Origin of the sequence: Stenotrophomonas tumulicola, from assembly GCF_014117215.1 — a bacterium.
Lineage (GTDB): Bacteria > Pseudomonadota > Gammaproteobacteria > Xanthomonadales > Xanthomonadaceae > Stenotrophomonas > Stenotrophomonas tumulicola.
Genome location: NZ_JACGXS010000006.1, coordinates 84,470 through 97,829 on the forward strand (window position 1 = coordinate 84,470; position 13,360 = coordinate 97,829).

The window sequence follows — 13,360 nt, forward strand, 5'->3', positions numbered from 1 at the left end:
AGCATGGCTCGGCGCTACCCGAGCACGTGCCGGTTGGGTGCTGGTAGCGCCGACCCATGGTCGGCGAGCGCAGCGGACCGTGGGCGGCAGGAATTCCGCCGAGCATGGCTCGGCGCTACCCGAGCACGTGCCGGTTGGGTGCTGGTAGCGCCGACCCATGGTCGGCGAGCGCAGCGGGACGTGGGCGGCACGAATTCCGCCAAGCATGGCTCGGCGCTACCCGAGCGCGTGCCGATTGGGTGGCGGTAGCGCCGACCCATGGTCGGCGAGCCCTCCTCAAACCTCCACCACCGGGGCGTCCACGCCACGGCCACGGGCCTTGCGGATCAGTCGCGCCGCCGCGTCGCGGGCATCATCCAGCACCGCGTAGATGGTCGGCAGGAACAGCAGGCTGACCACGGTGGAGAACGCCAGCCCGCCGGCGATGGCGCGCGCCATCGGATAATACGGCGGGCCATCGCCGAACATCTGCGTGTCGGTCAGCGAGATCGGCACCATCGCCAGGATCGCCGTGCCCATGGTCATCATGATCGGCCGCAGGCGCTCGCGCGAACCTTCCACCAACGCCTGCGTGCGTGCCATGCCACGCCGCCGCAGGTTGTTGATGTGTTCGATCATCACGATGCCGTTGTTCACCACCACGCCCATCAGCACCAGGATGCCGATGAAGGACATGATGCCGAACGACGTGCCGGTGATCCAGAACAGCCAGAACACGCCGAAGATGGAGAACACCACGCCGCTCATGATCGCCGCCGGGAACAGCAGCGATTCGAACACCGCTGCCATCACCACGTAGATCATCAGCAGCGCGATCAGCAGGTTGAACAGCATCTGCTGCATCGCCTCGCCATCATCGCCGTAGTCGCCACCGTCGAAAGTGAAGCTGTAACCGGCCGGGAAGTTCATCGGCTTGAGCACTGCTTCGATCGCCTTGCGGCCGTCGGGCGCAGTCACCTTCTCGGCCAGGTTGGCCTTGATGGTGAGCGTGGTCTGCCGGTTGGTGCGCCCGATCTGCGTGGCCGAGGACGTGATGTCCACCGACACCAGGCTCAACAGCGGCACCGTGCGGCCATCGCCGGTGCGCACGCTGAAGCCATCCAGGTCTTCGGGCGTGCTCTGTTCGGCACCGGCGAAACGTACCCATACCGGGACTTCGTTGTCGCCGCGGCGGAACTCGCGCAGCGGTGCCCCGCGCAGCGCCAGGCCAACGAAACTGGCCACCTGTTCGGCGTTGAAGCCAAACGCCGCCGCACGCTCACGGTCGACCTTGATCGCCAGTTCGCTGCCCTTTTCGCCGTTGTCGATGCGCACATCGCGCAGTTCCCCGCGCTGTGCCAGCAACGGCAGCACTTCCTGGCCGATCTCCTGCAGCAGCGTGCTGGAGTCGCCGACCAGTTGCACCTGCACCCCCTGGCTGCCGCCGGAGTCGCCGCCCTGGTTGCCGACGAAGTAGTCCGCGCGCGCGGATTTCGGCAGGCCGTCGCGCAGCTTTTCCTGGATCGCCTTGATGCCCTTGGCATGGGCCGCATCCAGCGTCACCACCGTGGAACTGCCTTCTTCCTCGCTGTACCAGGAATACACCTGGGTGATGTGTAGGCGTTCGCGGTTCGCATCCAGCCACGCTTCCACGCGCTGCACCTCTTCGGACATCTGCCGGTAGGTATAGGCGCTCTTCCACATGTAGCCGATGTACACGTCCTGGCCGCCCTCGCCGCCGAACATGTCGATCTTGGTCAGCTTCATCGGCACCAGGCTGATCAACACCACCATGCCGATGCCCAGCAGGCTCCAGCCACGATGGCGCAGGGACCAGTCCAGCAGCGCGGCGTAACGGCGCTGCAACCGCGCGATCACGCCGGCCTCGGAATGCACCAGCTTCGGCGTCTGCATGCGTGCGGACAACATCGGGATCAGGCTGACCGCCACCAGCCAGGAGGCCAGCAGGGACACCGAGATGGTGATGGCGATCTGCGCCATGAAGATGCTGATGTTGTTGGTTTCGCCGAACAGGTTCGGCACGAACACGATGCAGTGGCACAAGGTGCCGGCGCTGAGCGCGATGGCCACGTTGCGGGTGCCGACGATCGAGGCCAGCCGTGGCTGGCCGGGCATGCGCTCGCGTTCCTGGTAGATGCTTTCCACCACCACCACCGCGTTGTCCACCAGCATGCCGACGGCCAGCAGCAGGCCCATCATGGTCAGGATGTTGAGGGTGACCCCGGCGAAATACATGAAACCCAGGGTGATGATGAAGCAGATAGGGATCGCCAGGGTGACCATCAGCGTCGACGGCCAGTGGCGCAGGAAGAAGAACAGCACGGTGACCGACAGGATCAGCCCCACGCCGCCGGCCTCGGCCAGTTCAAGCAGCGAGGAGGTGACCGCCTTGCCCTGGTTGTCGATGACCTTGACCTGCACGTCGCGCATGTTCGGCTGTGCACGGATCGCCTCCACCTCGGCCAGTGCAGCGCGCGAGACATCGACCAGGTTGGCGCTGCGCTCCTTGAAGACGTCCAGGCCGATGGCCGGGTTGCCGTCCAGTCGCCGCCCGAAGTTCACCCGGGTCGGCTTCAGGCGCACCTCGGCGATGTCACCCAGGCGCAGCCCCCTGGCATTGATCACCAGGTCGCGCATCTCCTGCAGGTCGGTGATCTCGCCTACCGGCTGTATCCGCACACGCTGCCCATGGTCGTCGATCTGGCCGGCCGACAACGAGAAATTCAGCGTGCGCAGGCGGTCGCTCAGCTCGTTGATGCTCAGCCCATGTGCGTTGAGCCGGTTCGGATCGATGGCGATCTCCACCTCGTTGGGCGGTGCGCCGGAGATGTTGACCCGGGCCACGCCGGGAATGCGTTCGATGCGCCGCTTGAACTCGCGGTCCAGCATGTCATACGCGCCGGTGAGGTCGGTATCGCTGGCCAGGCGCACCTTCAGCACGGGCTGGTCGCTGCTGGACCACTTGAACACGTTGTAGCGCTGCAGGTCGTCGGGCAGGTCGCTGCGGATGGCGTCGATGCGTTCGCGTGCGTCGGAAGCGGCGATGGCGATGTCGCGGTCCCAGTCGCTGAACTCGATGAAGATGCTCGCGCCTTCCGAGGTGGCCGACGAGCGCATGCGCTTGATCCCGGTCATCGTCGCCAGGCTTTCCTCGACCGGCCGGATCAGCGTGCGCTCCACCTCTTCCGGGGTGGAGCCGGTATACGGGACCTGCACGAACAGGAACGGCGCGGTGATGTCCGGCAGCGCCTCCAGCGGCAGCCGGAACGAGGCGATCAGGCCCACCACCACCAGCGAGATGAAGCACATGATGGTGGTGACCGGCCGCCGGATGGAGAACTCGGCAATGCTCATGCCCTGCCCTCCGTGGCATGGCCTTCCGGGCCCTGCCCGGCCAGCACGGCGGTGGGGACGGCCTCGTGGTGCAGCTTGCGTCCGCGCTCGCGATAGTACGCATCGCCCTTGCGGTCCATCAGGTCATACACCACCGGGATCACCAGCAGGGTCAACAGGGTCGACACCAGCAGGCCGCCGATCACGGTGATCGCCATCGGTGCACGCACCTCGGCGCCCTCGCCCATCGCCACCGCCAGCGGCAGGAAGCCGAACAGGGTGCACAAGGTGGTCATGATGATCGGGCGCAGGCGCGAACGCGCACCTTCCACCAGTGCCTCGTGCTTGGCCACGCCCGCCTCGCGCAGCTGGTTGACCTTGTCGATCAGGATGATCGCGTTCTTGGTCACCAGCCCCACCAGCAGGATCAGGCCGATGAACACCACCACCGAGATCGGCTTGCCACTCAGCAACAGGGCCAGCACGGCGCCTACCAGCGCCAGCGGGATGGTGAACAGGATGACGAAGGGATGCAGCAGCGATTCGAACTGCGAGGCCATCACCAGGTAGACCAGGAAGATGGCCAGGCCGAAGGCGAAGATCAGCGAACGTGCCGACTCGGCCAGTTCTTCGCCCTGCCCGCCGATGTGCATGCCCACAGCAGCGCCCAGTGGCTGTTCGGCAACCATGGCCTGCACCTCGCGCATCGCCGCGCCCAGGTCGATGTCGCGCAGGTTCGCAGACACCACCGCCACGCGCGTCTGGTCGGCACGATGGATCTCGCTGGGTCCGGTGGTGGCGACCACTTCGGCCACCGCATCCAGGGTGACAGGACGGGCGCTGCCCGGATTGACGATGAGGCGACGGATGCTGTCCACGCTGGCGCGGTCGGTTTCCTGCGCACGCACCAGCACATCGATCTTGCGGTCGCGGAAGCTGTAGCGCGTGGCCACGTCGCCGCGCACCTTCTTCACCACCACGTCGGCGATCTGGCGCGTGGTCAGGCCCAGTGCACCGGCACGTTCCTGGTCGAAGCGGATCTGGACTTCCGGAAACCCTTCCTCCACCGTGGATTTGACATCGGCGTAGTGCGGGTTGCCGCGCAGCATCGCCGCCAGGCGTTGTCCGGCTTGTTCCAGTCCGGCCATGTCCTGCCCGCGCAGTTCGATTTCCAGCGGGGTCGAGAAGCTGAACAATGCCGGCCGCGCGAAATCCACCTGTACGCCCGGATGCGCATCCATGGTGCCGCGCAGGCGTTCGGTGATCGCCGCCTCGGTGCGCGCGTCACCGCCACCGGCCATCACGACGGTCAACTTGCCGATGTTCTCGCCGCTCTCGGTCGGGCTGGCATCCAGCCGCGTGCCGCTGCCACTGACGCCATACAGCGAGTCGATGCCATTGCCTTTCCCATGTTCAAGCTGCAGCTCGCGCACCAGCGCATCGGTCTGCTTCAACGGGGTGCCGGCGGGCAGTTTCACGGTCATTTCAAAGCGGTCCTGTGCCAGTTGCGGGATCAGGTCCGCGCCCAGCATCGGCACCACCGCCATGGTGGCGACGAACGCCAACGCAGCCAGCCCCAGCACCTTGCCCGGATGCGCAAGCGCGTTGGGCAGCAGGCGCAGGTAGCCGCGCTCGGCACCGGCGTATGGCTTCATCGCCACGTCGCTGGCCTTGCGCATCACCGGACCCACCACCGCCGCCACGCCACGCCAGGCGCGCACCACCAACCAAGCCGCGCCGAAGAAGCTCCAGCGGATCATGGCAACGAAGCCACGGCGGCCGCCGGCGACCGGCTTCAACCAGCGGTTCTGCGGCCGCCAGGCTTCCGCGGCGGGTTCCTGCGGGAACGCCAGCGGCGGCCGTCCCTTCAACGAGCTCAGCATCGGGATCAGGGTCATCGACACCAGCAGCGAGATCGCGATGGCGATCGCCACGGTCAGGGCCTGGTCGCGGAACAGCTGACCGGCGATGCCGTCGACGAACACCAGCGGCAGGAACACCGCGATGGTGGTCAAGGTGGATGCCACCACCGCCATGCTCACTTCGCGGGTGCCGGCGATGGCGGCCTGCAGTATGCCCAATCCGCGCTCACGCGCCTTGGCGATGCTCTCCAGCACCACGATGGAATCATCCACCACCAGGCCGGTGGCCAGTGCCAGGCCACCCAGCGACATCACGTTCAAGCTCAGCCCAAGCTGGCCCATGAAGAAGAACGTGGCGATGATCGAGACCGGCAGCGACAGGCTGATCACGAAGGTGCTCCAGCCATCGCGCAGGAACAGGAAGATGATCAGGATGGCCAGCAGGCCGCCGATCATCGCATCCTTCTTCACGTCGCTGATGGCGTGTTCGATGAAGCGCGACTGGTCTTCGATGGTGGTCAGCTCGGCATCGGACGGGAACGTGGCCTTGATCTGCTCCAGCCGCGTGCGCAGGGCTTCGGCGGTAGCCACGGTATTGGCGTCGCCTTCCTTGTAGATCGCCAGTTCCACCGCTTCCTTGCCGCCCAGGCGGATGATCGCCTCGCGTTCCTTGTAGCCCTGGCGCACGGTGGCGACGTCCTTGAGCCGCACCGGCACGCCGTTGGCGATCACGCTGGAGCCGCCGCCACCCGATGCACTCTGTGCCGCGGATGCCGCGGCGATGGCCGCGTCCGAACCGGTCGCCGCGGCAATGGCGAACATCTGCGCCATCGCCGAATCGGCGGCGCTGCCGTTGGAGGTCTGCGCGGTGACCAGCAGGTTGCGGATCTCGTCCAGGTCGGCGAACTGGTTGACCGTGCGCACCAGGAAGCGCTGCGATCCTTCCTCGAGGCGACCGCCGGAAATGTTGATGTTCTCTTCTTTCAACCGCTGGATGACGGTATCGATGGGCAGGTTGAGCTGGGCCAGCTTCTGCTGGTCGATGTCCACCTGGATTTCATCTTCCAGGCCACCACCGACCTTGACCGCCGCCACGCCGGTGACCGGCTCCAGCTTCTTCTTCAGGTCTTCGTCGGCATAGCGGCGCAGCCCGGTCAGCTCGCGGATCGCGCCTGCTTCCGAGGACGGCGCGTCCTTGCTGGAAATCACCAGCCGCATGATCGGTTCGGTGGACGGATTGAAGCGCAGCAGCACCGGGGCCTTGGCCTCCAGCGGCAGGTTCAGCGCTTCCATCTTGTCGCGCACCTCCAAGCTGGCCTGGTCCATGTCGGTGCCCCAGGCAAATTCCAGCACCACATCGCTCTGGCCGGTGCGCGAAATGGACTTCAGCTTGCGCAGGTTCTTGACCACGCCCACGGCCTCTTCGACCGGTTCGGTGATCAGCGTTTCGATTTCCGACGGCGCCGCACCGGTGTACTCGCTGCGCACCGTCAGCGTGGGGTAGCTCAGGTCCGGCAGCAGGTTCACCTTCAGGCTGCCCAGCGCGATCAGCCCGAACAGGATCAGGGTGACCGTGCACATGGCGATGGTGACGCGCCGGCGGGTGGCGAACTCCACCAGGCCACCGCCCATGGCACCGGGGCCGCGGCCGTCGTGCGGGTCGCGACCGTGATCGTTGCCGGCCGAGGTCATTGCGCGCTCCCGGCCTTGGCGACCGGCTTGGCGGCGGCGACCTTCTTCGGTTCATTGGGCACGATCACCTGCACGGCGGTGCCATCGCGCAGCGCGACCTTGCCGGCGGTGACCACCTGGTCGCCCTTGGACAGGCCGTCACGGATCTCCACCCATGCGCCTTCGGCGTAACCCAGCGTCACCGGCACGCGGGCCACCTTGCCAGCCTGCACGCGGAACACCGCCGGCTCGCCGTCGTCCAGCAAGGCCAGCCGCGGCACCACCAGCGCATCGGCGCGCTGGTCGTAATCGATGCGGATGCGGCCGAACATGCCCGGCTGCAGCGACTGCGTTCCGCCGTCGAAGGTGCTGACCACGCGGAACGTGCCGCTGCCGGAATCCACGACCGGCGCGATACGGTCCACCTCGCCGGTGAAGCGCTTGCCTGGCAATGCATCGGCGACCAGGGTGACCGGCTGGCCGGCGCGCAGCGTAGCCAGTTCGCGTTCGGGCACGTTGAGCGTGGCTTCCAGCCGCGAGTTGTCGACGATGCGGAAGATCGGCGTGTTGATCTGCACGAAGTTGCCGGTCTTGATCGAACGCAGGGCGATCACACCGGAAATCGGCGCGACCACGGTGGTGTAGGACAGCTCCAGCGTGGCCAGGCGATACTGCGCACGTGCGTTTTCCAGGTCATAGCGCAGCTGATCGACATCGGCCGCGCTGACCAACTGTTGGCCGACCATCTTGTAGGCACGCTGGTAGTTGTTTTCCAGCTTGCGCATCACCGCTTCGCTCTGTGCCACGGCCAGGCGGGCGCGGTCCGGGTCCAGCCGCACCAGCGGCTGCCCGGCACGCACCTGCTGGCCTTCTTCGACCAGCACGGCCAGGGCAACACCGGAGGTCTTGGCGACCACCTGCGATTCAGCGCGCGGCTCCAATGCAGCGGTGCCGGTATAGCTGGCCGCCACGCCGCGATGGCTGGCGACGGCCACTTCCACCGGCACCGCATCGACCTTCTTCTCGCCAGCCTTGCCATCCTTGCTTTCGGCCGCATTGGCTTCGTTGTTGGGACCCGCCGCACAGCCGGACAACAGCAGCGGCAGCGAGAGGGTGATGAGCAGCGCAGCGGCGCAGATTCCGCTGCGGCCGGTGGGCAGGAAGGCATGGCGTGACATCGTCGAGTCCCTGGGGATGCGTGGGCAGGTGTGGTAGCAAAGTAATTCACCACTTCACAGATACACCATATCCCATTGGTCATGGTGACTTCACGCCGCCGGTCGGCCGGCCCCCATTTCAGCTAGATGAAATGAGCGGCTATACTCGGGCCGTTCCGTACCCCACGCCGGAACGACCAGACCCGAAATCCGGATATGACATCATGCGCCCGCAGCCGCTCGCCGCTTGTCTTGCTCTGGCCGTCCTCCTGCTGCCCCTCGGGGCCGCCGTACGGGCTGCTCCTGCCCCTGCCACCACGCCGCCGGCACCCGCCGCCGAAGCGCCCTTGCCCGCCCCACAGGCACCGGCACCCGCCGCTGCCCTGACCGGCAACTTCGACAACGGCCGCGTGCTCGCCTACACCTGCCAGGGATGCCACGGCATCACCGGGTACAAGAACGCCTATCCCAGCTACCGCGTGCCGAAGATCGGCGGCCAGAGCGAGGCGTACCTGCTGCAGGCACTCACCGAATACCGCCATGGCAAGCGTCGGCACCCGACCATGCAGGCGCAGTCGATGAGCTTCAGCGAACAGGAGATCGCCGATCTCGCTGTTTACCTGTCCACCGTCAAGTAAGGCACGTCCACATGTCGAAAGCCGCGCCGTTCACGCGTCATGCCATCGCCCTGTCCGTTGCCATGCTGCTGGCAGCCTGTTCCCCGTCCCACGAAGATCCGTCCACGCAGTCGCCCGACCAGCCCGGCCAGGCCAGTGGCGACCTGCCTGGAGCGTCCTCTTCGGCTGGATTGCCCAGCGGCCGCATTGCCGCCGGTGAGGCGCGCGCGCAGGTGAAGGGCAAGGCCACCGGGCAGAGCTGCATCGACTGCCACGGTGCCGACGGCAATGCGCCGATCGATCCCACGTACCCGAAACTGGGAGGGCAGTACAGCGATTACCTGGCCCATTCGTTGCAGGCCTATCGTTCCGGTGACCGCCAGCACGCGCTGATGGCCCCGCAGGCCACCGGGCTGAGTGACCAGGAAATCGCCGACTTGGCCGCGTATTTCGCTTCACGCCCGACCCAGCTGCGTGACCTGCACGGGGTGAAATGAAGCACCGCCGGTAACGCCGACGCGATCCATCGGCAGCGCCGACCCAGCCCACCGGTAACGCCGACCCAGCCCCCGTAGCGCCGACCCATGGTCGGCGAGCGCAGCGGTAGTCAGCGAACGCATCGGTAGTCGGCGAACGCAGCGGTCGCAAGTGACGGCCAGCGGCCGTCACTACCTCACTCAGGCGTCCAGCTCTTCCCAGCGCGCGTAGGCGCCATCCAGCTCGGCCTGGACCTTGGCCAGCTGCTGGTTGTGCGCTGCCATTTCGGCGGCGCTGCGCTGGTAGAACGCCGGGTCGTTCATCGCTGCGGTCAGGCCCTCGACGTCCTTCTCCAGCGCTTCGATCTTCAGCGGCAGCTGCTCCAGCTCGCGCGCATCCTTGTAGCTGAGCTTGCGCTTGGGCTCGGCCGGCGCTGCGGCAGCAGCGGCCGCAGCAACCGGCTTGGCCGCCACCACCGGTGCGGACGCAGCCGCGGCGGCCACGCGTGCAGCATGGCGCTGCCAATCGGTGTAGCCGCCGACGTACTCGCCGACCACGCCGTCACCTTCCATCACCATCGTGGAGGTCACCACGTTGTCCAGGAAGTCACGGTCATGGCTGACCAGCAGCAACGTGCCGGTGTAATCGCTCAGCAGCTCTTCGAGCAGCTCGAGGGTTTCCACGTCCAGGTCGTTGGTCGGTTCATCCATCACCAGCAGGTTGGACGGCTGCGCGAACAGCTTGGCCAGCAGCAGGCGGTTGCGCTCGCCACCGGACAAACGGGTGATCGGCGCGCGGGCGCGCTCGGGCGAGAACAGGAAGTCCTGCAGGTAGGCGTGCACGTGCTTGCGCTTGCCGTTGAACTCGATGAAATCGCGGCCCTCGGCCACGTTCTCGATCGCGGTCCAGTCTTCGCGCAGCACCGCACGGTACTGGTCGAAATACGCGATCTGCAGGTTGGTACCAGCGCGCACTTCGCCGCTCTGCGGCTGCAGGTCGCCCAGCAGCAGCTTGAGCAGCGTGGTCTTGCCGCTGCCGTTCGGCCCGATCAGGCCGATGCGGTCGCCGCGCAGGATCACGGTGCTGAAGTCCTTGACCATCACGCGCTCGCCGAAGGCGAACGAGATGTCCTTGACGTCGATCACCTTCTTGCCGGAGTTCTCCGCCTGCGCCGCTTCCATGCGCACGTTGCCGCCGAGTTCGCGGCGCTGCGAGCGATCGTTGCGCATTGCCTTGAGGCGGCGCACACGGCCTTCGTCGCGAGTGCGGCGGGCCTTGATGCCTTGGCGGATCCAGATTTCTTCCTGCGCGAGCAGTTTGTCGAAGCGTGCGTTTTCCTGCGCCTGCGCGTTCATGCGCTCTTCGCGGCGGCGCTCGTAGTTGGCCCAGTCGCCCGGCCAGCTGGTGACCTGGCCGCGGTCGATCTCGACGATGCGGGTGGCCAGTGCACGCAGGAAGCGGCGGTCATGGGTGACGAACACCACGCTGCCGTTCCAGTTCTTGAGGAACATTTCCAGCCAGTCGATGGCTTCGATGTCCAGGTGGTTGGTCGGTTCGTCGAGCAGCAGCAGATCCGGCGAGGACACCAGCGCGCGGCCCAGCAGCACGCGGCGCTTCATGCCGCCGGACAGGCGCGCGAACTCGGCGTCGCCGTCCAGGTCCAGCTTGGTCAGGGTTTCGCTGACCCGCTGATCCAGTCCCCAGCCGTTGGCGGCATCGATCTTCGCCTGCACGCGGCCCAGCGCATCGCCGTCGAATTCTTCCGCCATGCTGAGGTGGTGGAACTCGGCCAGCCATTGGCCCAGCTCGCCCAGGCCATCGGCGACCACGTCAAACACGCTGCCGGCGGCGCCGTGCGGCACCTCCTGCTCCAGCCGGGTCACGCGGACGCCCTGCTGTACGCGGACTTCGCCGTCGTCGGGCTTGTGATCGCCGGACAGCAGCTTGAGCAATGTGGATTTGCCGGCGCCGTTGCGGCCGATCAGGGCGATACGCTCGCCCGGCTCGATCGACAATTCGGCTTTTTCCAGCAACAACGGGCCGCCGACGCTGAAGTCGACGTTCTGCAAGGTAATCAGAGGCATCCGCCTATTGTAAGGCCTGTACCCTGCCGCGCGCTTACCGTGCCAGCAACAGGCCCGGCAAAGGACCGAGTAACGCATCGAGCCCCGGCAGCCAGCGCTTGCCGGGATGGCGCACCAGCCACAGTTGTCGACGCAGCGCTGGCAGTGGCGTGGCAAGCACCTGCAGGTGCCCCAGCGCCAGCGCGTCCTCCACCGCATGCCGCGACAGGCAGGCCAGGCCGAGACCAGCAATGGCCGCCTGCTTGATCGCTTCGGTATTGCCGAGCTGGAGGCTCTGCCCGAACCCCTGCAGGTGCGGCAGCAGCAGTTGGTCCACCACTTCGCGCGTGCCCGAGCCCGGTTCGCGCAGCAGCCAGCGCGCACGGCGCAATGCAGCCAATGTCCAGCGCGGCGGCGCATCGACCGCCGCCACCACCACCAGCGGATCCTGCTGCCACGGCAGTACCTGCAGGCCACGCGCGTGGCAGGGCCCTTCGATCAGCCCGGCATCCACCTGCAACTGCTGCACGGCCGCCACCACCCCGGCACTGTTGTCGATGCGCAGGTCCACTTCGGCCTTCGGCACCTGCCGCAACAACGCGGCGATCCGGGGCGGCAGCAGGTAGTTGCCGATGGTGGTGCTGGCCGCCAGCAGCAGGCGCTGCGGCATGCCACGGCCCGCTTCATGCCCCGATGCCAGTTGCCGTTCCAGCCCTGCCGCGTTGGCCAGCAGCACCCGCGCCGGCTCCAGCAGCGCGCGTCCGTGGCCGTTGATCACCAGCCGGCGACCGATGCGATCAAACAAGGGCGTGCCGAAATGCGATTCCAGTTCCTGCAGTGCGGCGCTGCTCGCAGACTGCGACAACGCCACGGCCAGACCGGCCGCATGGGTGCTGCCCTCGTCGGCGATGGCAACGAACACCTGCAGTTGGCGAAGGGTGAGGCGCATGGCAATCAACCTGATTTCTGGTCAGTCTCAACAATTTTATGCGTTTTACAGGTAAATGGCACGGGCGCAGGCTGGTGCGGTTGCCACTACCTTCCGCCCCCATGAACCTGCCCACGCTGTCCCGTTACCTGCCCTCCCCGCTTGCGGACTGGCGACCGCGCCTGCCCGGGCTGCTGCTGGTCGGGCTGCTGGCAGCGGCCTCGCTGTGGCTGGCAGGGGGACGATGGGCACAGGCGCATGGGGTGAGCGCGTTGACGCTGTCCATCCTCGGCGGGATCGTGGTCGGCAATTCGGTGTACGCGGGCATGGCCGGGCTCTGCGAAGCAGGCGTTGGATTCGCCAAGCACTGGCTGCTGCGTGCCGGCATCGTGCTGTACGGCCTGCGCCTGACCTTCCAGGACATCGGCCAGGTCGGCCCGGCCGGGGTGGCGATCGACGTGCTGGTAGTGGCCAGCACGTTCGGCCTGGCATGCTGGCTGGGCACCCGCGTGTTCAAGCTGCAGCGTGACACGGCGATGCTGATTGGCGCGGGCAGCGCCATCTGCGGCGCCGCGGCGGTGATGGCGGCCGGACCGGTGGTTCGTGGCCGCGCCAGCGCGGTCACCGTCGCCGTATCCACCGTCGTGGTGTTCGGCACGCTGGCGATGTTCCTCTACCCGGCGCTGTACCGGTTCGGCCTGGACCACGGCTGGCTGGCAATGGATGCGCGGCAGTTCGGGGTATATACCGGGGCCACCGTGCACGAAGTCGCCCAGGTGGTCGCGGCCGGACGCGCGGTTGGCGAAGCCGCAGCCGATACGGCGGTCATCACCAAGATGGTACGGGTCATGTTGCTGGCACCGTTCCTGGTGCTGCTGTCGGCCGCGCTGTCACGGCAGGCACCGCAGGCCGGCGGCGGTCGCGCGCCGATCATGGTGCCCTGGTTTGCGTTCGGCTTCGTGGTGGTGGCCGGACTGAACTCCCTGCATCTGCTGCCCGGCAGCCTGCACGCGGCGCTGCTGCAGCTGGACACGATCCTGCTGGCGATGGCGATGGCCGCGTTGGGGTTGGCCACGCAGGTGTCTGCCCTGCGCGAAGCCGGCCTGAAACCGCTGCTGCTGGCCGCCTGCCTGTTCGCCTGGCTGGTGATCGGCGGCGGGGCGATCCACCGGGGCGTGACGATGCTGGGTTGAGCGGAAGCCTTCCGCTGCGCTCGCCGGGCATGGCCCGGTGCTACGGGTTGGCGGTTGGC

Annotated in this window: 8 protein-coding genes; 3 read left to right on the forward strand and 5 right to left on the reverse strand. The window is 66.9% G+C overall.

Translation table 11 applies throughout. The annotated features are described in order from the left end of the window. Positions 1-276: 276 nt before the first annotated feature. From H4O11_RS12780 to H4O11_RS12790, 3 genes are read right to left on the reverse strand one after another with little or no spacing between them, the layout of a single operon-like run. Positions 277-3,354 carry an efflux RND transporter permease subunit gene (locus H4O11_RS12780; protein WP_182339807.1) on the reverse strand — a complete coding sequence of 1,026 codons (3,078 nt, stop codon included), beginning with the start codon at positions 3,352-3,354 and terminating at the stop codon, positions 277-279. Next, complete coding sequence (locus H4O11_RS12785; protein ID WP_246333468.1) at positions 3,351-6,887, reverse strand: efflux RND transporter permease subunit; 3,537 nt, start codon at positions 6,885-6,887, stop codon at positions 3,351-3,353. The genes H4O11_RS12780 and H4O11_RS12785 overlap by 4 nt, the downstream gene beginning before the upstream one ends. Then, positions 6,884-8,044 carry an efflux RND transporter periplasmic adaptor subunit gene (locus H4O11_RS12790; RefSeq protein ID WP_182339808.1) on the reverse strand — a complete coding sequence of 387 codons (1,161 nt, stop codon included), beginning with the start codon at positions 8,042-8,044 and terminating at the stop codon, positions 6,884-6,886. Before H4O11_RS12790 ends, H4O11_RS12785 begins: the two co-directional genes overlap by 4 nt. 203 nt (positions 8,045-8,247) lie before the next feature. On the opposite strand from H4O11_RS12790, the gene H4O11_RS12795 reads away from it, so the two are divergent. After that, on the forward strand, positions 8,248-8,661 hold the full coding sequence (locus H4O11_RS12795; protein WP_182339809.1) for a c-type cytochrome: 414 nt from the start codon (positions 8,248-8,250) through the stop codon (positions 8,659-8,661). Positions 8,662-8,672: 11 nt separating this feature from the next. Continuing rightward, the gene (locus tag H4O11_RS12800) at positions 8,673-9,137 is read left to right on the forward strand and encodes a c-type cytochrome (protein WP_182339810.1); all 465 of its coding nucleotides are present in this window, start codon (positions 8,673-8,675) and stop codon (positions 9,135-9,137) included. A 180-nt stretch (positions 9,138-9,317) separates the two neighbouring features. Here the strand turns inward: H4O11_RS12800 and H4O11_RS12805 are convergent, their stop codons facing one another. Then, the gene (locus tag H4O11_RS12805; RefSeq protein WP_182339811.1) at positions 9,318-11,201 is read right to left on the reverse strand and encodes an ATP-binding cassette domain-containing protein; all 1,884 of its coding nucleotides are present in this window, start codon (positions 11,199-11,201) and stop codon (positions 9,318-9,320) included. 34 nt (positions 11,202-11,235) lie between these two features. After that, a complete protein-coding gene (locus H4O11_RS12810) occupies positions 11,236-12,129 on the reverse strand; it encodes a LysR family transcriptional regulator (protein WP_182339812.1) in 894 nt (297 codons plus the stop codon). 101 nt (positions 12,130-12,230) lie between these two features. On the opposite strand from H4O11_RS12810, the gene H4O11_RS12815 reads away from it, so the two are divergent. Continuing rightward, the gene (locus H4O11_RS12815) at positions 12,231-13,301 is read left to right on the forward strand and encodes a YeiH family protein (RefSeq protein WP_182339813.1); all 1,071 of its coding nucleotides are present in this window, start codon (positions 12,231-12,233) and stop codon (positions 13,299-13,301) included. The last annotated feature ends 59 nt before the right edge of the window (positions 13,302-13,360 follow it).

Coding starts and splice junctions, on each gene's coding strand:
- H4O11_RS12795 (WP_182339809.1), top strand. CDS start 8,248: ATGCGCCCGCAGCCGCTCGCCGCTTGTCTTGCTCTGGCCGTCCTCCTG.
- H4O11_RS12815 (WP_182339813.1), top strand. CDS start 12,231: ATGAACCTGCCCACGCTGTCCCGTTACCTGCCCTCCCCGCTTGCGGAC.
- H4O11_RS12800 (WP_182339810.1), top strand. CDS start 8,673: ATGTCGAAAGCCGCGCCGTTCACGCGTCATGCCATCGCCCTGTCCGTT.
- H4O11_RS12810 (WP_182339812.1), bottom strand. CDS start 12,129: ATGCGCCTCACCCTTCGCCAACTGCAGGTGTTCGTTGCCATCGCCGAC.
- H4O11_RS12790 (WP_182339808.1), bottom strand. CDS start 8,044: ATGTCACGCCATGCCTTCCTGCCCACCGGCCGCAGCGGAATCTGCGCC.
- H4O11_RS12780 (WP_182339807.1), bottom strand. CDS start 3,354: ATGAGCATTGCCGAGTTCTCCATCCGGCGGCCGGTCACCACCATCATG.
- H4O11_RS12785 (WP_246333468.1), bottom strand. CDS start 6,887: ATGACCTCGGCCGGCAACGATCACGGTCGCGACCCGCACGACGGCCGC.
- H4O11_RS12805 (WP_182339811.1), bottom strand. CDS start 11,201: ATGCCTCTGATTACCTTGCAGAACGTCGACTTCAGCGTCGGCGGCCCG.